This is a genomic window from Kocuria sp. p3-SID1428 (assembly GCF_025149945.1).
Taxonomy (GTDB): domain Bacteria; phylum Actinomycetota; class Actinomycetes; order Actinomycetales; family Micrococcaceae; genus Kocuria.
In genome coordinates this window covers 22,608-43,037 of record NZ_JALXVH010000008.1, presented here as the reverse complement: position 1 = coordinate 43,037, position 20,430 = coordinate 22,608, and the positions used below count along the sequence as shown (strand labels likewise).

Genomic DNA, 20,430 nt, shown 5'->3' with positions numbered 1-20,430 from the left:
CCACTCGGACTACTGCAGCTGAGCTCATCCGGCGCGCCGCACCCCCCGATGCTGCGCGCCGACGGACCCGATGGCCGGGTCTCACGGCCGAGCCGGAGACCCCGCACTGTCGGATCACTCCACCCATGCTCCTCTGCCCGAGGCGATCCGTGAAATAGACGGTGAAGCAACCTGTCTTCTCATGAATCTTCACTTCTTCGCAATCCGCCTCCGACCTGGGAAGGAAGGGGGCACCCGCCTCAGATCGCAGAGCTCAGGTGGGCGCAAGTGCGGACAGCTGCACCCCGAGACCTGCACACCGTCTCACCAGCCCAGTGCGTCCACGAGCCTCTGCTCGAGCATCGGCGCCGTGCTGCGCCCGAACGTGGCGGTGATGTGGTCGAGATCCCGGTAGACCATCACATTGCCGACCGTCGGCCCGCAGACGTCGTCGGGGCAGTAGAGGTCGGTGAGCTCCACCAGGGGGACCTCGGGGTTCTCCTTGGCCCACTGATCCTGGATCGCCTGGCCGCCCAGCGCCTCCTCGACCGGGTCGCTGCACAGATGGGAGCCCTCCCCGTAGAGGTCGACGCACTCGAACATGTCGCGACCCCAGCGCGGGTTGTCGCGCACGCTCACAACCGGGATGTCCGCCTCCTGGAAACCGGCCACTCCCTCAGCCCAGTGCGGCACCACGATCTCGCGCTCATCCTGATCGGGCATCTGGGATCGGGTGCCCTGGGCGATCACGGCATCCGGCTCGAGCTCCAGCGCCGCCGCCTCGGCCGCGCGGTTGAAGTCGTTGCACTCGGGCGCCAGGGCGTCGTCGTGGCCGGTATAGCGGCAGCCGGCGTAGACGAAGGTGACCAGGCGCCAGTCGCGGTTCTCGGCCGCGATCTTCAGCGGCTCGGAGAGCTGCTTGGCGTGCGAGTCGCCCAGCAGCACGACGGTGCGCCCGGCCTCCCGGCCGTCCTCGGCGGCGGGATCGTAGACGTAGCACTCGGCGGAGTCGTCGAAGCCCTCCGGCTCGGCCTCGCAGGCCTCACCGCCCGGGTAGCCCCATTCGTCGTCGACCTCGGACCACAGGGGGATCGGCCGCAGGTCCGGAGCCTCGGGCGCCCCCTCGACGACGGCTGCCGCTCCCGGGTAGTTCTGCGGGGTCAGCTCGTAGGAGGTCTGCAGCTCGGACTGCGAGAGCGTCCATGCCTGCGCAGCGGTGACCGGCACGGTCACCGCCGTCACGATCGCCGCCAGCCGCACGAGCTCCTTGCGGGTCGAGACCCGGGCGCGGGCTCGGCGCGGGGCGGTGAGCACCCCGACAGCCCTCTCGGTGCCCAGGGACAGCACGATCGAAGCCGCCATGATCAGCAGGCCGGCGCCCAGCGGCACCGCCTCCGCACCCGTCAGCAGCAGCCAGGTGATCATCAGCGGCCAGTGCCACAGATAGACTCCGTAGGAGCGATCCCCCAGCCACGTCAGCGGCCGCCAGGACAGCGGGACATGGACACCGCCACGGCCGCCGCCGTCTCTGCAGATCAGCAGCGCGACGGCGCCCAGGGTGGGCACGAGGGCGGCCCAGCCGGGGAACAGGCCGTCGCGGCCGACCGCGAAGCCGGCTAGGACTACCGCCGCGAGGCCGCTCCAGCCCAGCAGCAGCGAGACCCGCTGCGGCAGCTTCGAGGTGAAGATCAGCGCGCTCAGCGACCCCAGCGCGAACTCCCACAGCCGCAGACCGGTATGGAAGTACGCCGGTCCGGGGTCCAGCGGCGTGACGATCACGGAAGCCGTCAGCGAGACCGCAAGCACCACCCCGAAGACGCCGATCGCGACCGCCCGGAAGCTGCGCCCCGAGACCCGGGACAGCCTGAGCGCGACGGCGATCAGCAGCGGCCACAGGATGAAGACCTGCCCCTGCACGGCCAGCGACCACATGTGCTGCACAGGGCTCGAGGCGACCCCGCCGCCTGCGTAGTAGTCGACGGAGGCCGCGGCGAGGACCCAGTTCAGCGAGTAGGTGCCCGCGCCGAGCAGCTGTGTCCACAGGGCGCCCCAGCGCGAGGCCGGGTAGAAGGCCAGGATCGCGACGAGCACCGCCAGCAGCGCGATCGCCACGGGGATCAGCAGCCGCACGAAGGTCCGCGACCAGTAGCGCACCAGCGCCAGCGGCCTGCCCTCCTCCGCCTTGCGCGTGAAGGACAGCGTCAGCAGATAGGCCGAGACCACGAAGAAGACGTCGACGCCTCCGGAGACCCCGCTGCCCCACAGGTGGAAGGCCACCACGAGGACGACGGCGAGCCCGCGCAGCCCCTGGATCTCGGGGCGACGAGGCGAGGCAGGGGCGGTGGGCCCGGTCGAGGACGGCGGTGCGAGGACTGGCGCAGCGATGGGGATCCCCCGGAGGCGGTGTTGAGTGCTGTGTCGAGAGGAGAGTTTACACAAGCGAATCCATGCGCGGAACAGCAGTTGGTGCGTCGCACGCGACACGCTACGTGAGCCAGCCCCCAGATGCCGGATCCGGAATGTCATGAGGTGCACAGTGCAGGGATGCCTTCTCCCACCAAGCACTCACCAGATCCCGGCACCTCGGCCACCGAATCCCAGACGGACCGCGGATTCTTCGGCCACCCCCGACTGCTCGCGCCCCTGTTCTCGGTCGAGCTGTGGGAGCGCTTCTCCTTCTACGGCATGCAGGGCATCGTCCTGCTCTACATGTACTGGCAGGTGGCCGACGGCGGCCTGGGCATCGACGCGGCCGTGGCCACCGGCATCGTGGGCGCCTACGGCGGCTCCGTCTACCTGTGCGCCATCCTGGGCGGCTGGGTGGCCGATCACCTGACCGGCTCCGAGCGGGCCATGTTCCTCAGCGGCATCCTCATCATGGCCGGGCACATCTCGCTGGCGCTGATCCCTGCCGTCTGGGGCCTCGGCATCGGCCTGGGGCTCATCGCGATCGGCTCGGGCGGGCTCAAGGCGAACATCACCAACCTGGTGGGCTCGCTCTACACGCGAGAGGACACCCGCCGCGACGGCGGGTTCTCGATCTTCTACATGTCCGTGAACATCGGCGGCCTGCTCGGGCCCCTGCTCACCGGCTGGGCCCAGCGGGAATGGGGCTTCCACCTCGCCTTCGGACTGGCCGCAGCCGGGATGGCGCTGGGACTGGGCATCTATGCCTGGAACCGCCGCAGCATGCCCGGCAGCGTCCACGTCATCCCCGACCCGCTGCCGCGCTCGGCCTACCCCAAGTGGATCGCCATCGTTATCGCAGCCGTCGCGGTGATCGTGATCGCGGTCGCCACCGGACTGCTCACGGCCGCCAACCTGGCCGGAACGATCGTGGCCGTGTGCGTGATCGCGGCCGTCGCGCTGTTCGCCGTGATGCTCACCAGCACCAAGCTCACCCCGGACGAGCACTCCCGGGTGATCGCCTTCATCCCGCTGTTCATCGGCACGGCGGCGTTCTTCGCATTGTTCCAGCAGCAGTTCACCGTCATCACCGTCTATGCCGACACGCGACTGGATCTCGACGTGTTCGGCTGGCAGGTCCCGATCCCTTGGGTCCAGTCCTTCAACCCGGCGTTCATCATCCTGCTGGCCCCGGTCTTCGCCTACCTGTGGACCACCCTGGGCAGGCGCCAGCCGGTGACCGCCACCAAGTTCGGCGTGGGGCTCATCCTCATGGGCTCGGCGTTCCTGATCTTCCTCACCCAGGTCTCCGTGGCGGCTGTGTCGGTCTGGTGGATCGCGCTGATCATGCTCGTGGCCACCATGGGCGAGCTCATGGTCTCGCCGGTGGGGCTGTCGCTGTCCACGAAGCTCTCGCCGGAGGCCATGCCGGTGCTGATGATCTCGCTGTACTACCTGGCGGTGGCTCTGGGCACAGCGCTGTCCGGCTCGCTGGCCGGGTTCTACAGCGCCGACACCGAGGCCGCGTACTTCGGCACCCTGGGCGCGATCACGATCGGCATCGGCGTGCTCACCCTGGCGCTGTCCCGCACGATCACCCGCGGCATGCGCGGGATCCGCTGACGCATCACGCACGACGACGGCGGGGCCGGTGCATCGCGCACCGGCCCCGCCATCGTTGCGATCCAGACCTCAGTCGAAGCCGGCCCAGATCCTCCGGCGCTCCTCCTGCTCGCGCCCGCGCCGCGCGATCTCCCGGTCGAAGCGCGCCCCCTCCGGAGTCGAGGGCATCACTGCGCAGATGAGCAGGAAGATGAAGCCGGCGATGGGGATCAGCCCGGCCAGCAGCCACAGCCCGCTGCGGTTCACGTCGTGCAGGCGACGCACGCACAGCGCCAGCCACGGGATCACATGCATCAGGCTGATCAGCCCCCAGACGGCCAGGAACCCGCGCCCGAAGCCGTTGAGCGATTCAGGGTCCTGGTGCCGCAGCCGCACCAGCTCGCCGCCGCCGAGGGCCCACAGCAGAATCGTGGCCGCGGCCGAGGCGAGCATGCCCCACAGCACGATCCACCAGAACTCGCTGGGCGAGGCCCGCCCGGAGATCCGGCCGAACCGCCTGTAGAAGTTCCGGATCGCGCGGAACGGGCCCACGGACTCCGGGGGCTGGGTCCCGAAGCTGCGGGGATCGGACCTGCTCACGGAGCTCCTCCTCGAGGCACGGAAGTCTTGAGGACCCCACGCAACCATCGACTCCGGAGCAGCGCCACCGCACGAGGCAGCAGCAGTCCCGATCGTGACGGGATCGTGATGGCCTCGTGAGGCGATCACGGCAACGGAGCCGGAGCGCTCAGCCCCCGATGTTGATCTGCCCGAAGATGCCGAAGCGGTCGGTCACCGCGCCGTAGATCCCGCCCCAGATCTGCTTGCCCAGCGGCATGGTCACGGTGCCGCCGTCGGACAGGCCCGCGAAGATCGCGGTGAGGCGCTGCTCGTCGGAGTCCTCTCCCATCACCGCCAGGGTGATGTCGTTGCCCTTCACGACCTCGCCCGGGGCCATGCCTTCCACGAAGTCGGAGACGTAGAGGCGGATCAGGTCATCGATCTCCAGGGCGCCGTGCATGATCTTGTCGGCGTGCTCGCTGCCGGTCGGGACGGCGCCGAAGTCGGCGAAGGTCGCGAGCTTGGGCGTGCCGGCCCGGTGCTCGACGCGCGGCGCACGCAGCTCAGCCCCAGGCCGGCCCGGCAGCACGACCTGGCCCGTGGAGCGTCCGTCGACGTCCAGGACCGCCCGACCCGCTTGGGGATCTCCGTGATGACCACGGACTCCAGCACCTCGAGGCCCGGGATGCGGGCGGCGATGCGCTGCTCGACCGTCATGATCTCGGCCGGCGAACGCACCCACATCAGGAAGCTGAAGTTCGCCGGCTCAGTCAGCGACGTGCACAGCCGCAGCGAGCTCATGCTCCGCAGCGCGGCCGCTGCGTCCTCGTGCTCGGCGGCGGGCAGCCTGCAGAACCACTCGCACACCGCGGGGAAGCCGGCGGCGCGGTGCGAGGTCTCGCAGCGGATCGTCACGGCTCCGCTGTCCAGGACCTGGCGCAGCTGGCGTCGGATCGTGACTGGATTCAGCCCCGGGACCTGATCCAGATGGGGATAGACATGCTCGGTGAGCCGCATCAGCGCCGGCGTGATCACGGTCAGCATCATGTCCCGGCCGCGATGGCAGCGCTCGATACTGAAGACATCGGGGGTCTCCGGCACGGTGCGCCTGACGGCCGGGCCCGTGATGAGCTATGCCGATTCCTGGCGGTTGACCCTGCGCGGACGCCAGTCCCACGGCTCGCAGCCGGAGAACTCGATGGATCCGATCGTGCTGGGCGCGCACATCGTGACCCGGCTGCAGACGGTGGTCTCGCGCGAGATCTCCGCCCTGCAGTCGGCCGTCGTCACGGTGGTCACGTTCCACGGCGGGCTCAAGGAGAACATCATCCCGGCCACGGCGGAGTTCACCCTCAACATCCGCTCCCTGGACGACACCGTCCGCGGGCCCGTGCTGGCGGCGGTGCGCCGGATCATCTCGGCGGTGGACGCCGCGTCCGGGGCGCCCGAGCCGCAGATCGAGGAGCTCTACCGCTTCCCGCGCAACCTCAACGACGTCGAGGAGACCGAGGCCCTGCGCGAGCACCTGGTCGGGGTCCTGGGCGAGCAGAACGTGGTCGACGGCAAGCCGTTCATGGGCTCCGAGGACTTCGGCACGCTGGCCGAGTCGATCGGGGTGCCGACGGTGTTCTGGTTCTTCGGCGGATTCACGGAGGAGCAGATGGCCGCCGACGATGTCCCGGTCAATCACTCACCGCAGTTCCTGCCGGTCATGGAGCCCACGCTGAGCACAGGCTACGCGGCGGCGATGACGGCGATCCTCTCCAAGCTCTCCAAGGCCTCCAAGGCCTCCTAACCCCCCTCCCCACCCCGCCGAGTGGATACCTGGTTGCGCTATTCGCCCCGATAGCGCAACCAGGTATCCACTCGGCGGAGGGGGTGGGACGGTGGGGGGAATGTGACTCGCGCTTCCTGATAGTGTCCGGTGAATCACATCACTGAACCCTGGGAGGGTCACAACATCATGCAGCCGACCACCATCGGGCTGGCGATCCTGCTGCTGGGCGTGCTCGCAGCGGCCGGAACGCTCATCCGCGCCAGCTGGGGGCTCACCCAGCGACTGTTCCTGCCCGTGTCGATCATCGCCGGGTTCCTGGGACTCATCCTGGGCCCCCAGATCCTGGGGCGCATCGCCGGCGCGGCAGGCGTCGACTCGCTCGTGGAGGGCGGGATCTTCGGCGCGAACGTCATGGAGGTCTGGAGCACCCTGCCCGGACTCCTGATCAGCGTCGTGTTCGCCACCCTGTTCCTGGGCAGCCCGATCCCCTCCCCCAAGCGAGCGGTGAAGCTGCTCGGCCCCCAGCTCTCCCTGGGCGTGACCTTCGGCTCCGGCCAGTACGTGGTCGGCCTGCTGCTGGTGATCCTGGTGCTGTCCCCGCTGTTCGGCGTCACCCCCATGTTCGGCGCGCTGATCGAGATCGGCTTCGAGGGCGGCCACGGCACCGCCGCCGGCATGGCCCCGGTCATGACGGAGCTGGGCTTCGACCACGGCGGCGACCTCGCGCTGGCCATGGCCACCGTCGGCATCCTCACCGGCGTCGTCGTCGGCGTCTTCGCCGTGAACTGGGCGGCCCGCAAGGGCCACACCGCGGAGCTGCACGCCGATGCCCAGATGCCCCTCTGGGAGCGCCGTGGCCTGTACGCGGGCGATGACAAGCCCTCGGCCGGCCGCGAGACCACCCGCTCGGCGGCCATCGAGACGCTGACGCTGCACGTGGCCTTCGTGGCTGTCGCCGTGCTGCTCGGCCGGCTCATGCTCTCGGCGCTGCAGGCGATCGAGGCGGCGCTGTGGGCCGATGTCGTCGAGATCTTCGCCTTCGTCCCCCTCTTCCCGCTGGCCATGCTCGGCGGTGTGCTGGTGCAGATGGTCCTGGACCGGTTCGACACCGTCGGCCTGGTCGACCGCGGCATGATGGACCGCATCCAGGGCATGTCGCTGGACTTCCTGATCGTCGCCGCGCTGGCCACGCTGTCCCTGACGGCCATCGCCGACAACCTCGCGCCGTTCGCGATCCTGGCCATCGCCGGCATCGCCTGGAACGTGTTCGTGCTGTTCGTGCTGGCCCCGCGGTTCATCCGCTCGTACTGGTTCGAGCGCGGCCTGGGCGACTTCGGGCAGTCGATGGGCGTGACCGCCACCGGCCTGATGCTCATGCGCATGGCCGACCCGGAGGCCAAGACCCCCGCCTACGAGTCCTTCGGCTACAAGCAGCTGATCTTCGAGCCGTTCTTCGGCGGCGGACTGGTCACCGCGGCCTCGATCCCGCTGATCGTGCAGTTCGGCCCGTACCCGCTGCTGGGGATCATGGCCACCCTGCTGCTGGTGGCGGTGCTGTCGGGCCTGTTCTACTTCGGACGCAATCCCGCCTTCGACCTCACCGCGGACGACCGGGCCAGCGCCTGAGAAGCTTCCCGGACTCGCCGAGCGGGCGATCTCCTGCTGCACCTCATGCAGCAGAAGATCGCCCGCTCGGCGTCTGGGGCGGCATCAGCTGGAACGCGACCACCACCGCCACGGGCACCAGCAGCAGGCCCGCCAGTCCGGCGAACCCCACGGCGCTGAGGATCAGTCCCGCGCTCGCCCCGCCCAAGGCACCCATCAGGTTCATGACCGTGTCCGAGCTGCCCTGGATCCGCGAGCGCGTCTCGGGCGTCCCGGCGCGGCTGATCTGCACGGACCCGGCCACCGTCGAGGCCGACCAGCCCAGGCCCAGCAGGATCAGGCTGGCGACCGCCACGGCGGAGGACTCCGAGCCGAGCATCGACAGGGCCATCGCCCCCACCAGCAGGGCCTGCCCCAGCAGCACCGTGGTCCGTGCTCCCCTGCGGTCCGCCAGGATCCCGAAGACCGGGGAGAAGGCGTACATCCCGGCGATGTGCAGGCTGATGGTCAGGCCGATGACGCTCAGCGTCGAACCGTGGTCCTGCAGGTGAACGGGCGTCATGGACATCAGGGCGACCATGACCCCGTGGCTCAGCGCCACCGTGAGGATGGCCCGCCAGGGTCTGACCGGCTCGGCCACAGGCTCCTGCGCCGTCGTCGCGGGCTCCGCCGCCTTCTCCCCCGCGACGCCGGCGCCCCCTGCCCGGGCCGCGAGCAGCGGGTCCGGACGCAACCCCACCAGGTACACGATCGCCGCCAGCAGCTGCGCCGTCATGGTGAACGCGAACACCCCCGTCAGCGGCGGCATCCCCAGAGCACCGCCCACGACCTCGCCGGGGCCGAGCAGGTTGGGCCCCGTCACCGCCCCGATCGCGGTCGACCAGACCACCAGGGACAGGTCTCGCCCCCGGCTGCGCGGGTCGGCCAGGTCCGTGGCGGCGAAGCGCGACTGGAGGTTCACCGCCTGGGCGGCGCCCAGCATCAGGATGCCCGCCAGCACAAGCAGCACCGAGCCCAGGTCCGCTGCCGTCACTGCGACGACTGCCCCCAAGGCGGCCGTGACGGCTCCCCCGCTCAGCGAGATCCGACGGCCACGGGCCTGGGCGAGGCCCGCCAGAGGCAGTGCGAACAGGGCGGCTCCCAGCGTGCTCATGGTGGCCGCCATTCCGGACCACGCCGACGAGCCGGCGAGCTCGCTGATCAGGAGCGCCCCGAGGCTCAGCGTGGCCCCGGTGCCGAGCCCTCCGAGGACCTGGCCCAGCACGAGCACCAGCAGGATGCGGCGCTGGGGCCCTGCCGCCCGGCACGGCCCGCCAGCCGGGACCTGATCCTGATCCGTCGTCATCACCCCCGATCGTGGGCAGCCGCGCGATCCGGGGCGCAGCACAGGCTCCATACCGCACCTCCCCCTCCGCCGAGTGGATACCCGTTTGCGCCATGGGGTCCTTCATCGCAACTGGCTATCCACTCGGCGGTGGGGTCTGGAGCTGTCATCGGAGGGCAGGCGCTCAGGCTCGAGAACGACGACGGCCGCCGCACAGGCAGTGCGGCGGGCGTCGTCGGGCGGTGGGCGGCTGAGGCTCAGGCCTCCTCGACCACGCCGCAGGCCGCGCGGTCCCCGGCATCGCCGGTGGAGGTGCTGTCCTCGTCGGCGCCCTCCGGGGCGTAGCGCTCGGGGATGTTCGCGAAGTTGTCGGCATCAGAGTGGACCATCAGCGCGGTCCCGTCGTCGTCGAGCAGGTCCTCCTGGGCGAGCCTGTCCGTGGTGAAGGTGATCTGCGCCGTGCCGTCCTCCTGGACCAGGATCGACGGCAGGTCACCCGCGTGGTCGGGATGCTGCGCGTCGTCCGGATTCAGGTGCCCGCCTGCCGAGAGGAAGTCGCCGGTGTCCGACGGGTCGTCCGGCGCGGCGCTGTCCGGCTCGCATTCGCCGACCTGATGCAGGTGCAGGCCGTGGTGGCCCGGTTCCAGGTTCTCGAGATCGACGCTGATCTCCATCCCGCCGTCCGTCTCGGTGAACTCGGCGGTGCCGGCGTCCTGGCCGTCGCCGTCCTGGGCCGCGGCGGTCGCCAGGGCGGCGCTGTCGGCGGCGGACGACGCGGTCTCGCCGTCTCCCTCCGCACCGGAGTCCTGCCCCGCGCAGGCGCTGAGCGCCAGGGCCGCGACGGCCCCCAGGCTCAGCAGCGTCGCCGGTCGTCGTGCCGTGGTGGTGGTGGATGCTGTTCGCTGATGCATGTCGGCCCCTTCCGGTTCTCGGCCGGCCGATCGAAGCGGGCCTGCTTCTGATCAGCCCGTATGCCGACGCTAGCAACTATGGCTCGTCCACCCCAGCAGGCCCCTCAGGAGGTGAGCCGGGCGCGCATCGACAGGAAGGCGCGCGCTGCCGCGCTCGGACGGCTGCTCGACCAGATGGCCGTCAGCGGGCGGGCGATCGCGACGCCGGCGATCTGCACTCGCACGAGTCGTCTCGCCCGCAGGTCCTCCGCCACCGCGATCGAGCTGAGGGCGCCGGGAGCCGTGCCGGCCATGGTCGCACTGCGCACGCCCAGGGTGGTCGGCGAGACCACGGCGGGCTCGGCGGCAAGCGGGTAGCCCGCCCGGAGCAGCGCCTCCTCGAGCGCCCGGCGGGTTCCGCTGCCCGGCTCGCGCAGCACCAGGGGCGTGCGGGCGAGCTCGTCAGCGGCGACGGCGGCACGACGGACCCACGGATGCGCAGCGTCGACCACGACCTCCACCGTGTCCGAGCCGATCTGCTCGCACCCCAGGTCCTGCGGCAGGTCGGGTGTCTCGATGAGTCCGAGGTCGACGGCCCCCTCACGCACGGACTCGATGACGGCGCTGCTGTTGGCCGCGCGCAGCTGTACGAGAGGGCCCTCCTGGCCTCGCTGCGCGCGCCAGCGGGCCACCCACGGGGGAAGCAGGTGCTCGGCGATGGTCAGGCTGGCCGCGATGCGCAGGGTGTCCGCACGGGACTCGCGCAGGGAGCGGGTCGCTGCGGCGAAGTCGTCGGCGGCCGCCAGCAGAGGGGCGGCCCAGCCGACCAGCAGCTCGCCCGACGGCGTGAGATGGGATCCCCTGGGCGAGCGCACCAGCAGGGCGAGACCCAGCTGCCTCTCCAACGCGCGGATCCGCAGCGACAGGGCCTGCTGGCTGACGTCCTGCCGTGCCGCTGCGGCCGAGATGCTGCCGTGCTGCGCTGCCAGAGTGAGGGCGCGCAGGGACTCCAGGTCCGGCTCACTCGTCATGCTGCCCCCATCGCCTCGAGATCCAACGATAGCTTGTGACCCGGCACGGAGATGCCTCTACTGCCGATCGCGCGGACTCGCGACGATGGACAGATGACCCCGCACAGGACCACCGCAGCACCGGCGTCCGCCAGCACTGTGCGCGCCCTGGTGCCCGGCATCATGCTGTGCCTGGCCGCCGCCGGGCTGTCCCTGGGGCTCGCTGCGCTGCTGCCGGGACTGCCCGCGCTGCTGTGCGCCATCGTGATGGGCATGGCCGCGGCCAACCTGGAGCTGCTCCCGAGCGCCGGTGCCGCGGGCATCGCCTTCAGCTCCCGCCACCTGCTGCGCGCCGGCATCGTCGTCCTGGGGCTGCAGCTGGTCCTGGGCGACATCCTGGCCCTGGGGGCGCCGCTGCTGGGCGTCGTGCTCGCCGTCGTCGTCGGCGGGATCATCGGCACGCTCACCCTGGGCCGACTGCTGGGTGTGCCCGGGCATCTGAGCCTGCTGGTGGCCTGCGGCTTCTCGATCTGCGGTGCCGCCGCGGTGGCCGGGGCCGCCGGGGCGAGTGATCCCCACGGCGAGCGTGAGCAGGACGCCGTCACCGCGATCGCGTTGGTGGCGCTGTTCGGGACGCTCATGATCGGGATCGTGCCGCTGCTCAGCTCAGCCCTGGGGCTGGAGGCGGAGACGACCGGGCTGTGGGCTGGAGCTTCGATCCACGAGATCGCCCAGGTGGTGGCCGTCGGCGGGTTCGTCGGCGGCGGGGCGCTGAGCGCGGCCGTCGTGGTCAAGCTCGCCCGCGTGCTGCTGCTCGCGCCGGTCATCGCGATCCTGAGCCTGCACCGCCGCCGGACCCGGAAGGCCGCGGATCCCGACGCATCGCCCGGGGCGCTGCCGCCCGTCGTGCCCCTGTTCGTCGTGGGATTTCTGGCCATGGTGCTCGTACGCTCCCTGCTGCCCATCCCGGACCCCGCGCTGGCCGGTGCCCAGCTGCTGCAGACCCTCCTGCTGGCCGCGGCGATGTTCGGGCTGGGCTGCGGCGTCCGCTTCCGAGCGCTGGCCGCCGTGGGCGCCCGCCCCTTCGCCCTGGCGGCCCTGTCCACGCTGCTGGTCGCCGGCATCGCCGCAGGAGGCATCGCCCTCGCCACCCCCTGACCCCCTCCGCCGAGTGGATCCCCAGTTGCGCTGTTCCGCCCGATAGCGCAACTGGGCATCCACTCGGCGGGGAGAGAGGCGGAATCGATACCTACCATACGTATGGTATGGTTTAGGGTATGATGACGAACCCCCAGATCCTCGACGCCGCCCTCGACGTCCTGCGCGATGGCCGCTCCCTGACCATCGACGCCGTCGCGCAGGAGGCGAAGCTGACCAAGCCCGGCGTCGTGCACCACTTCCCCACCAAGGAAGCGCTGGCCTTCGCGGTGCTGGAGCACCTGCTCGCCCGCTGGGAGCGCGAGCTGTCGGAGCGGGCCGGTGCCGACGCGAGCCCCGAGCAGCGGCTGCGCGCCTACGCAGAGCTCGCGCTGCTCGGCGAGATGGACACCGCCGATCTCGCTTTGTTCGCCGATCCCCGGCTGCGCGAGAAGCTCTCCGTGCGCTGGGGCGAGCAGATGGACGCCTGGTTCGGCTCGTTGGAGCATCCGCGCGCAGCCGCCGTGCGCTATCTCGCCGACGGCGCCTGGATCGACCGCTGCCTGGGGATCCTCCCGCAGGACCGCGATCAGCGCGCGGCCGTGCTCGACGTCGCCCTGTCCCTGTTCGAGAAGGAGACTGACGCATGAAGAAGTGGATCTTCCTGACCCTGGCGATCCTGGTGGAGGTGACCGCCACGCTGTCCCTGAAGGCAGCACTGGAGGCCCCGGCGCTCTACGCCGTGGTGGTCGCAGGCTACGCCGCCGCCTTCCTGTGCATGTTCCAGGCCCTGCGCGAGGGCATGAGCCTGGGCGTGGGCTACGGCATCTGGGCCGCCTGCGGCGTGGCGCTGACGGCAGTCCTGTCCGCCGTGATCTTCCACGAGCCCCTGACCCTGCCCATGGGCATCGGCATCGCCGCCGTGATGGGCGGCGTGCTGCTGGTCGAGATCGGCTCCCAACAGGCTCAGAACACGCCGGACACCGCACGCGAGCAGAAGGAGGCGACTGCACGATGACTCCCCTGGCAGTGACATCCCTCGTCCTAGCGATCCTCTTCGAGGTCAGCGCCACCCTCAGCCTGCGCATGGCCGCCGCCGGCTCCAAGCTGTGGTGGCTGGCGATCGGCGGCGGCTACGTCCTGGCCTTCTCGATGCTCACGCTGACCCTCGCCGAGGGCACGCCGCTGGGCGTCGCCTACGGCGTCTGGGCAGCTGCCGGCGTGGCCCTCACCGCGATCCTCAGCCGCGTCCTGTTCAAGGAGCCGCTCACCCGGGTCATGACCCTGGGGATCACCCTGATCATCGGCGGCGTGCTGCTCATCGAACTCGGCGCCGCGCACTGAGGCCCTCTCCCGCCGAGTGGATACCCAGTTGCGCTATTGCGCCCGACAGCGCAACTGGGTATCCACTCGGCGGGGAGAGGGATGGGGATCAGCTCCAGCCGGTGACCTGGGCGAAGATCAGGAAGCCGATCGAGATCAGCACCCAGACCCCCAGCAGCGGGGCATAGAAGCGCACCCACCGGTTCCACGGGATGCGCCCGACCACCAGCGCCGCCATGAAGTACCCGGAGGTCGGGTACAGCACGTTCGTCATGCCGTCGCCGGTCTGATACGCCAGCACCGCCGACTGGCGCGAGACGCCCAGGATGTCCGACAGCGGCGCCAGCACGGGCAGAGTCACGAGCGCCTGCCCGGAGCCGGACGGGACGATCAGGTTGAACACCGCCTGCATCAGGAACATCCCGACGACGAACAGCACGGGCGGCAGGAAGCCCACCGACTCCCCCAGGCCGTAGATGATCGTGTCCAGGATGTGCCCGTCCTCGAGGACGATGGCTACGCCGCGGGCCACGCCGACGATGATCGCGCCGGCGAGGACGTCGCGCATGCCCTGATCGAAGCCCTCGGCCAGCTCGCGCGTCTTCAGCCCCGCGACCAGCCCGACGACGATCGCGGTGAGGATGAACATTCCCGCGAACTCGGGGAAGAACCAGCCCTGGGTGAGGATCCCCCACACCAGCAGACCGGCCATCAGGATCAGGGCGACGGCCGCCGCGCGCTGGCGCCCGGTGAAGCGCGGGGTGGACTCCAGATCCAGGCGGTCGCGGTCGCGGATGGAGGTGTCGGCGTGGCCGTGCAGCACCGAGCGCGTGGGATCGGCGGCCACGCGGCGGGCGTACCACATGACGTAGGCGATGCCCGTGGCCAGATAGAAGACGTAGAGCACGATGCGCAGACCGATACCCGAGAAGGGCTCCAGCCCGGCGATCTGCTGGCCCAGCCCGGTGTTGATCGGGTTGAGGAATCCTGCGGCGAAGCCCGCGCCCGTGCCCAGCAGCGCGATCCCGGCCGCGACGACCCGGTCGTAGCCCAGGCTGAGGATCAGCGGCATGATCGCCGGGATGTAGACGAGCGAGAGCTCGGGCACGCCGATGAAGCTGGCGATCAGCGAGAACACCGTCATCAGCACGGGGATCACCACGATCCCCCGGCCGGAGAAGGTCCGAGCTACCGCGGCCAGGGCGACGTCGATCAGCCCGGTCCTGCGGATGACCTCGAACATGCCGCCGATCGTGAAGACGAAGAACACGATGGCCCCGGCATCCACCAGCCCGCGCGGGATCGCGGTGAGCAGCTGCAGGGCGGTGACGGGCGACTGCTCGATGAACGAGAAGCTGTCCGGGTCCACGACCTCCCGGCCGCCCGGTCCCGCCATCCGCTCGTACTGTCCCGCAGGGACAAGCCAGCTGGCGACGGCGGCCAGCAGCGCGAAGGCGATCAGGATGACGTAGACGTGCGGGAAGCGGTCCCGCGGGGCGGTGGGGTCAGTCTCCGCGGCGGCGGGCTCCCCGGCGGGAGAGGTCTCTCGTGAAGCGGCGGGCTCTCCGGCTGATGCGGAGGTGGACATGGGGCTCCCTCGCGGGTCGGGCAGGTTCGTCGCGCGCCAGCGGGCAGCGGAGGCGCGCCTGCTTTCGAACCTATGCACCCCGTCGCGGGCACCCCAAGAACGAAGACTCGGGCCGTAACCGGCCTCTCCGACGTGTGCCCAGCCGGGAGGGTTGGTGACAGATCTGCACCTCATCAGCGCTGATGAGGTGCAGATCTGTCACCAACCCGCCGCCCCGGGCTCCCGGCCACGAGCCTCCAGTCCCTGGGCGGCCTTCCGGCCACGACGAGAAGCGCCCCGAACCTGAGGGTTCGAGGCGCTTCCGATGTGCTGAGACATCACAGAGTGGGCCCTGTGGTGTTGAGTCTCAATACCTCGTCACCACATGTCTCGATACCTCGGCAACACCACCGGACCCACGATGAGACATGACCCGCCGCCGTCCGCACCAGGATCCAGCCCTCGCACGCCGCCGTGCAGCTTTCATTGGGAGGGGCAGGGCCCGTGACGGTCGGGGTGCCGGGGCCGACGCGGCCCCGCGAAGACTGTGCCGTTGCGATCAGCGTCTGACCAGGTCGACGTCGCAGATCCTCGACGGGCCCACGGTAGAACCCACGAGTCTGCCGCAGCAGAGGAGTCGCAGATGCCGTCGTTCATGGGCGGAAGGTCTGCACCGGCGACCCCTCACCTAGGTGAGTCCTCGCGGAGCACCCCGACGCAGCGAAAAACACCCCGAACCTGAGGGTTCGGGGTGTTTCCGATGTACTGAGACGTCACAGAGTGGGCCCTGTGGGGATCGAACCCACGCAGGCGACCACACCGGGGGAATCAACCCTTGAAATGACAGCGATCTAGGTCTCCCTAGATGCCTCTGGATCACAATCGATGTGGGCAGATCGTGGGCGGCCAGGACTGCTTCCGGACTAGAGGTTGCCTACCAGCGAAGGGCTCCAACATTGCGACTGAGTGCTTGGAGCGCTTTGTAGAAGCGTCGCTCCTTGGGCGACATCTTGTCGGAACGGGTGTCGCGCGGCCCCCTAACTTCGGGACCATCCTCCGGGAGGGGCCAGAGGCCAGCATTCTCGACGTCGAAAGGGTACTTCTCCGTGTACAGGTCCTGAGACGGGTCGTCGCCCTCGTAGCGAAGTTGGATGACTCCATGTTTGGGCATACCGGAGCCCCCATCCTCTACCGGCTCGGTGCCCTTGGCGTTCATTAGAGTTTCGCCCTCGGCCGCAGCGATGTGCCAGTACATCCGCAGGGAGGATCCCGGGGGAAGGTCACGCGGGGTGTCGAACGCACGCAGAATGGCGTCCGCAACGTCGTCGGGAGTGTTCACCTGCGGCTCGAAAGCCATGCGCAGATCGCGGGCAGCCGACCGCCCCTGATTCCGCACGACGAGGTCATAGGAGGCTGCTCCGGCCAAGCTGGGGAGGATCTCTGCGTAGACATATGGGCGGGTTTGCAGGATCGAGTCCCTCTTGGCCTGTTCATTGGCCTCGCGCGCCGCCCTGAGCGTACTGAAGGCCGAACAGGCCGTCAGTACCGCTGTCAAGAGAAGTCCAAGCGTGAATAGGGCCGTAGCGAATGTGCTCCATGCGGCTAACGCGTTCATCTGGGCTTCCCTTCTACGGAGTTTTGGGGTCGCCCGAGGTCGTCCTCGGCATGTCACCCGCGCGGATTCTAGTGGTGACAAGCCGGATTGGCCGGTGTCACCTGCCGGGCCTGCTTCCGGGGGGGGGGGTAGAACGGGTGGGGAAGGAGCTGAGGTTCACCATGTGCGCGCCAGGACGCTGTAAGCTGACTGGGCCGTTGTCCCTCCCTCGGAGCGCCTAGAAGCAATCCGTTCGTCGGGCTCTTCCAGCACTCGAGGCCCTTGGGTGAGCGAAGAGCAGCGCAGCGGTAAGGGCGGGGAAGGCCCGGCAGGTCAAGCCTGCCGGGCCTTTTCCATGCTGGTTCAGGCTGCCGCGGTCATCTTGATGATGCTGGTCGGATCGGCGAAGCCGAAGCCCATCCGCATGGTGGTGCGCACAGCGATGCGGTCGGAGGTGAAGTAGACCGACTCGTCGACGTCGACGCGCACCTCATCGCGGATCACGCTGTAGATGCGGCTGGCGTCGACGCCGGAGATCGTGCCTGCGGGCAGGTCGGGAGCGATGATGATGGGCACACCGTTGACGACGCGCTGCCCCTGCACCAGCGACTCGTTCGAGCCCACGGAGACCTTGAGGTTCGCCAGCGTGAGAGCGTCCTCGGGCGAGGTGAGGAACGCGGTGATGATCGCGCCCTTGGCCTCGGCGGTGTACTGCGCCACCGAGAAGGAATCCAGGTTCTCGAGCTCGAGGTCGACGGCCGTGGCATCCTTCAGCGAGGTCAGGCCCTTGGGTGCCGGGGCTGCCTGGCTGGTGAGGAAGGCCTTGTCGATGACCTTAGGAGCTTCGGATTCACGCGCCAGCCCTGGCGGCCGCGGCTGAGGTGGGGCCGGCAGTAAGGGCACGGGCGGGGCTGGTCCTCGGTGCCGAGTCGGCCAGGCGGGCCGGGGTGGTGCCGGGGCGGATCTCCGGCAGCACGAACAGCCCGCGATCGGTGCGCTCGTCCTCGGTGGGGCTGTCCGTCCCACGGACGCCCGGGGGGGGCGGCTCCAGATCATGACGCCTCCCTCAGTTCGCGGTCGCGGGCGGCCTCGGCGGCCTCTCGGTCGGGGCGGTGCTCTGTGCAGAGGTCGATACCTGGCAGGGGCCGGTTCGCGTAGCCTCCCCTTCGGCAGTACGTCTACCGCTGCTGGGTCTTGAGGCTGTTCTGCTCTTGGCCTACTTCGGGGACGTTTCCCCCTGGAACTGCAACGGGACAGAGGCTGACCTGCTCGGCGTTTTCGAGCGGCTCGGTGACACCCGCCTTGTCCTGTCCTGTCCTGTCTCAGTGTTACGCGTAACAGGGGCCGTAGCTTTACGGGTAGGTGGGGCCTGGTCGCAGTTCGCGGGGAGGCGCTCGGAGTGGTCTCCGTTCTTGTGCTTGCGGTGCCGGCGCATCCGCTGCTTCGACTTCTCCGTGTTCTCGCGCACGCTGGGCGGCGGTATGTGCTGCTCGAGCTACAGCAGGGCAATCTTGTCTCCCTCAACTCGGATGAGGCCGACCTCTGCGAGGGCGGCGACCGCGGCCGCACATCTACCTGTCCCACGAGCAGCTGCACGCGCTCGCCGATGAGGCAGGGCAGCACCGCACGCTGATCCTGCTACTCGGGTACACGGGGCTGCGCTGGGGCGAGATGGCCGGCCTTCGCGCCCGCGACCTCGACTTTGAGCGGCGGCGCGTGAGCGTGGAGCGCAATGCGGTGGAAATCGGCTCGAAGATCGAGATCGGCTCCCCGAAGTCGCACAAGAAGCGCTCCGTCCCGCTGGATTGGTTCCTGGCGCCGCAGCTGCGCGACCAGGTCGCCGACAAGGAGCCAAACGACCTGGTGTTCATGAGTCCAAGCGGCGGCTTCATCCGGCGCCCGAAGCTCTCCGAGGCGGTCTCTACCGGCAAGAACGGGCGTCGCCGCTCCGGGGACGGGCACTCCTGGTACTCCGCGGCGCTCGGCCGCGCCGAGCTCGAGCACATGACCCTGCACGACCTTCGGCACACGGCACCGTCCCTGGCGATCTCGGCCGGGGCCAACGTCAAGGCGGCGCAGCGGATGCTCGGGCACGCCTCGGCGGCCATGACCCTGGACGTGTACGCGGACCTCTTCGACGACGATCTCGACGCCGTGGGGGCAGCTCTGGATCGCGCAGCATCTACGGCAGTTGTGGGCAGATCGTGGGCAGAGGGCCAGGGTCAGGGCTAAAGAAGGCCGCTACTTCCCCGGATTCTAGGGGAAGTAGCAGCGTTCTCTATGAGTGGGCCCTGTGGGGATCGAACCCACGACCCATGGATTATCAGTTCAAGCCCATTGTGCGCAGCTACAACCGACAGCCGGCCGGGCGCAGGCGGTCCCTGCGCGTCCCCATCTGCACGAATCATGACGCTGAACCGCTCTCCTCCGATCCAGCAGTTCGCCCATCTGCCTCGAGGTGCCGAATTCGAAACGTCGCTCGCTCGTGAATCGAAGGAAATCTTTCGCCTTTGACCCATTTAACACATAGTAGAATATATCCGAGCTGGAGCCGGTACTCAGCACCAGTAAGGTTCCTGCCATCATGCAGAGCAGATGTCTCGGGTAGGCCGACGTAAGTCCGGAGCCAAACATCGTCACCCATCGAATGCATCGCCCGATCTCTAGCGTCGAGTAATTCATCATCCACAAACATGCTAACCATCAAATCACCAATATCGCCACCATTTAAAAATCGAGGTGCCTCCGGCGGAACAGGGAGGTTCTCGGTTCGTAGCATGCAACCAAATTGCTTGACTAGGTATTTTGATAGGTCCTTAGCTTTCGCCCCCAAGTCATCCCCGTAGACATGACGCCACTTAAGGCGCCGAGCCTTCATCAACCCTTCCCAGTTGACTGAAATATAGTCGACAAATTGATCGTAGCTACGATCAAACGGTTGACTTCGCTGATTATTGCATTTCGCACACAAGCACCTGCTCCAGAGGACTGCATGACCTTTCTTTAGCGATCGCAACTCTCCGGTATATCCAACCTTGGCAACCCGATAAACACCGTCCTCCTTAGACGAACCTCGGATGCGACGCAAATCACTATGCTTATACTTATGCTCAGAAGTTGTAGCAGGGGCGCCACAGATCCAACACTTTCCCTCATCTCGAATTCTGTATTTGTCCAACACGGATGGGGCCAGTTGATCATTCATGCGTACATTGTATGGCAGAAGTGGCCAGCTTAGGTTCCGCAACCCGCAGCCAACGCCCAGTAGAACCCGATCCGGGGCTTCAGCTCCGCGCCGTTCTCACTTGCGAACGATCGAACACATGGCGACACCGAGGACCATCGCCCCATAATTCACACAGAGTAAGCAATCGCTCGCGATCAACGAAACAAACCACGTATATTCATCAGTTTTCGATCCCGTTGAGGGTGTCAATCTGGCCCGGTACGCTACGCGGGTAAAGTTACTGTGGCGACCTTATCGCCCCGCAATCTGGAGCACGCCTGATGTACCGAGACATCAAGGAGTGGGCCCTGTGGGGATCGAACCCACGACCCGAGGATTATCAGTCCCGCCGACACAAGGTGTCGCCGGCTCACGTCCACAGGGCAACCCGCTCGTGCCGTCTGGACGGAGGTCACCGCCGAACGCGAG

The 20,430-nt window shown here is 68.6% G+C and carries 18 protein-coding genes; 9 read left to right on the top strand and 9 right to left on the bottom strand.

Features of this window, described 5'->3' with window-relative positions; translation table 11 throughout:
• Positions 1-303: 303 nt before the first annotated feature.
• On the bottom strand, positions 304-2,505 hold the full coding sequence (locus M3E84_RS03340; RefSeq protein ID WP_259894576.1) for an acyltransferase family protein: 2,202 nt from the start codon (positions 2,503-2,505) through the stop codon (positions 304-306).
• 18 nt (positions 2,506-2,523) lie between these two features.
• On the opposite strand from M3E84_RS03340, the gene M3E84_RS03335 reads away from it, so the two are divergent.
• Positions 2,524-4,008 carry a peptide MFS transporter gene (locus M3E84_RS03335; RefSeq protein ID WP_259894575.1) on the top strand — a complete coding sequence of 495 codons (1,485 nt, stop codon included), beginning with the start codon at positions 2,524-2,526 and terminating at the stop codon, positions 4,006-4,008.
• A 69-nt stretch (positions 4,009-4,077) separates the two neighbouring features.
• Here M3E84_RS03335 and M3E84_RS03330 read toward each other — a convergent pair whose 3' ends face one another.
• Together M3E84_RS03330 and M3E84_RS03325 are read right to left on the bottom strand one after the other, a co-directional pair.
• Positions 4,078-4,587, bottom strand: a complete 510-nt coding sequence (locus M3E84_RS03330) for a DUF805 domain-containing protein (protein ID WP_259894574.1) — start codon at positions 4,585-4,587, stop codon at positions 4,078-4,080.
• 148 nt (positions 4,588-4,735) lie between these two features.
• A complete protein-coding gene (locus tag M3E84_RS03325) occupies positions 4,736-5,137 on the bottom strand; it encodes a VOC family protein (RefSeq protein WP_259894573.1) in 402 nt (133 codons plus the stop codon).
• 63 nt (positions 5,138-5,200) lie between these two features.
• On the opposite strand from M3E84_RS03325, the gene M3E84_RS03320 reads away from it, so the two are divergent.
• The 3 genes from M3E84_RS03320 (at position 5,201) to M3E84_RS03310 (ending at position 7,951) form a co-directional block, all read left to right on the top strand.
• Positions 5,201-5,530: a hypothetical protein gene (locus tag M3E84_RS03320; RefSeq protein WP_259894572.1), complete on the top strand. Its 330-nt coding sequence runs from the start codon at positions 5,201-5,203 to the stop codon at positions 5,528-5,530.
• Positions 5,531-5,554: 24 nt separating this feature from the next.
• Positions 5,555-6,343: a peptidase dimerization domain-containing protein gene (locus M3E84_RS03315; protein WP_259894571.1), complete on the top strand. Its 789-nt coding sequence runs from the start codon at positions 5,555-5,557 to the stop codon at positions 6,341-6,343.
• A 168-nt stretch (positions 6,344-6,511) separates the two neighbouring features.
• Positions 6,512-7,951: a sodium/glutamate symporter gene (locus M3E84_RS03310; RefSeq protein WP_259894570.1), complete on the top strand. Its 1,440-nt coding sequence runs from the start codon at positions 6,512-6,514 to the stop codon at positions 7,949-7,951.
• A gap of 43 nt (positions 7,952-7,994) precedes the next feature.
• On the opposite strand, the gene M3E84_RS03305 is transcribed toward M3E84_RS03310, so the two are convergent.
• The 3 genes from M3E84_RS03305 to M3E84_RS03295 all read right to left on the bottom strand — a co-directional run bounded on the left by M3E84_RS03305 (position 7,995) and on the right by M3E84_RS03295 (position 11,175).
• Positions 7,995-9,275, bottom strand: a complete 1,281-nt coding sequence (locus M3E84_RS03305; RefSeq protein WP_259894569.1) for an MFS transporter — start codon at positions 9,273-9,275, stop codon at positions 7,995-7,997.
• 236 nt (positions 9,276-9,511) lie between these two features.
• Complete coding sequence (locus M3E84_RS03300) at positions 9,512-10,165, bottom strand: superoxide dismutase family protein (protein ID WP_259894568.1); 654 nt, start codon at positions 10,163-10,165, stop codon at positions 9,512-9,514.
• A 104-nt stretch (positions 10,166-10,269) separates the two neighbouring features.
• The gene (locus M3E84_RS03295; protein ID WP_259894567.1) at positions 10,270-11,175 is read right to left on the bottom strand and encodes a LysR family transcriptional regulator; all 906 of its coding nucleotides are present in this window, start codon (positions 11,173-11,175) and stop codon (positions 10,270-10,272) included.
• Positions 11,176-11,268: 93 nt separating this feature from the next.
• Between M3E84_RS03295 and M3E84_RS03290 the strand changes: the two genes are divergently transcribed.
• From M3E84_RS03290 to M3E84_RS03275, 4 genes are all read left to right on the top strand, one after another.
• Entirely contained in the window at positions 11,269-12,312 is a 1,044-nt protein-coding gene (locus M3E84_RS03290) for a YeiH family protein (protein ID WP_259894566.1), read from the top strand.
• Between the two features lie 119 nt (positions 12,313-12,431).
• Positions 12,432-12,941 carry a TetR/AcrR family transcriptional regulator gene (locus M3E84_RS03285; RefSeq protein WP_259894565.1) on the top strand — a complete coding sequence of 170 codons (510 nt, stop codon included), beginning with the start codon at positions 12,432-12,434 and terminating at the stop codon, positions 12,939-12,941.
• On the top strand, positions 12,938-13,309 hold the full coding sequence (locus M3E84_RS03280) for a multidrug efflux SMR transporter (RefSeq protein WP_137802972.1): 372 nt from the start codon (positions 12,938-12,940) through the stop codon (positions 13,307-13,309). Before M3E84_RS03285 ends, M3E84_RS03280 begins: the two co-directional genes overlap by 4 nt.
• Entirely contained in the window at positions 13,306-13,635 is a 330-nt protein-coding gene (locus tag M3E84_RS03275) for a multidrug efflux SMR transporter (RefSeq protein WP_206391125.1), read from the top strand. The genes M3E84_RS03280 and M3E84_RS03275 overlap by 4 nt, the downstream gene beginning before the upstream one ends.
• An 88-nt stretch (positions 13,636-13,723) precedes the next feature.
• On the opposite strand, the gene M3E84_RS03270 is transcribed toward M3E84_RS03275, so the two are convergent.
• From M3E84_RS03270 to M3E84_RS03260, 3 genes are all read right to left on the bottom strand, one after another.
• On the bottom strand, positions 13,724-15,202 hold the full coding sequence (locus tag M3E84_RS03270; protein WP_259894564.1) for a YfcC family protein: 1,479 nt from the start codon (positions 15,200-15,202) through the stop codon (positions 13,724-13,726).
• Positions 15,203-16,115: 913 nt separating this feature from the next.
• Positions 16,116-16,796 carry a hypothetical protein gene (locus tag M3E84_RS03265; protein WP_259894563.1) on the bottom strand — a complete coding sequence of 227 codons (681 nt, stop codon included), beginning with the start codon at positions 16,794-16,796 and terminating at the stop codon, positions 16,116-16,118.
• Positions 16,797-17,138: 342 nt separating this feature from the next.
• Complete coding sequence (locus M3E84_RS03260) at positions 17,139-17,678, bottom strand: phage major capsid protein (RefSeq protein WP_259894562.1); 540 nt, start codon at positions 17,676-17,678, stop codon at positions 17,139-17,141.
• Between the two features lie 639 nt (positions 17,679-18,317).
• Between M3E84_RS03260 and M3E84_RS03255 the strand changes: the two genes are divergently transcribed.
• Positions 18,318-19,007, top strand: a complete 690-nt coding sequence (locus M3E84_RS03255; RefSeq protein ID WP_311200421.1) for a site-specific integrase — start codon at positions 18,318-18,320, stop codon at positions 19,005-19,007.
• Positions 19,008-20,430 lie beyond the last annotated feature (1,423 nt).

What these genes read in the sequence shown, in the direction of transcription:
- M3E84_RS03340 (WP_259894576.1), bottom strand. Translation starts at nt 2,505, where the DNA reads ATGACATTCCGGATCCGGCATCTGGGGGCTGGCTCACGTAGCGTGTCG.
- M3E84_RS03335 (WP_259894575.1), top strand. Translation starts at nt 2,524, where the DNA reads ATGCCTTCTCCCACCAAGCACTCACCAGATCCCGGCACCTCGGCCACC.
- M3E84_RS03320 (WP_259894572.1), top strand. Translation starts at nt 5,201, where the DNA reads ATGACCACGGACTCCAGCACCTCGAGGCCCGGGATGCGGGCGGCGATG.
- M3E84_RS03310 (WP_259894570.1), top strand. Translation starts at nt 6,512, where the DNA reads ATGCAGCCGACCACCATCGGGCTGGCGATCCTGCTGCTGGGCGTGCTC.
- M3E84_RS03305 (WP_259894569.1), bottom strand. Translation starts at nt 9,275, where the DNA reads ATGACGACGGATCAGGATCAGGTCCCGGCTGGCGGGCCGTGCCGGGCG.
- M3E84_RS03300 (WP_259894568.1), bottom strand. Translation starts at nt 10,165, where the DNA reads ATGCATCAGCGAACAGCATCCACCACCACCACGGCACGACGACCGGCG.
- M3E84_RS03295 (WP_259894567.1), bottom strand. Translation starts at nt 11,175, where the DNA reads ATGACGAGTGAGCCGGACCTGGAGTCCCTGCGCGCCCTCACTCTGGCA.
- M3E84_RS03290 (WP_259894566.1), top strand. Translation starts at nt 11,269, where the DNA reads ATGACCCCGCACAGGACCACCGCAGCACCGGCGTCCGCCAGCACTGTG.
- M3E84_RS03285 (WP_259894565.1), top strand. Translation starts at nt 12,432, where the DNA reads ATGATGACGAACCCCCAGATCCTCGACGCCGCCCTCGACGTCCTGCGC.
- M3E84_RS03280 (WP_137802972.1), top strand. Translation starts at nt 12,938, where the DNA reads ATGAAGAAGTGGATCTTCCTGACCCTGGCGATCCTGGTGGAGGTGACC.
- M3E84_RS03275 (WP_206391125.1), top strand. Translation starts at nt 13,306, where the DNA reads ATGACTCCCCTGGCAGTGACATCCCTCGTCCTAGCGATCCTCTTCGAG.
- M3E84_RS03270 (WP_259894564.1), bottom strand. Translation starts at nt 15,202, where the DNA reads ATGTCCACCTCCGCATCAGCCGGAGAGCCCGCCGCTTCACGAGAGACC.
- M3E84_RS03265 (WP_259894563.1), bottom strand. Translation starts at nt 16,796, where the DNA reads ATGAACGCGTTAGCCGCATGGAGCACATTCGCTACGGCCCTATTCACG.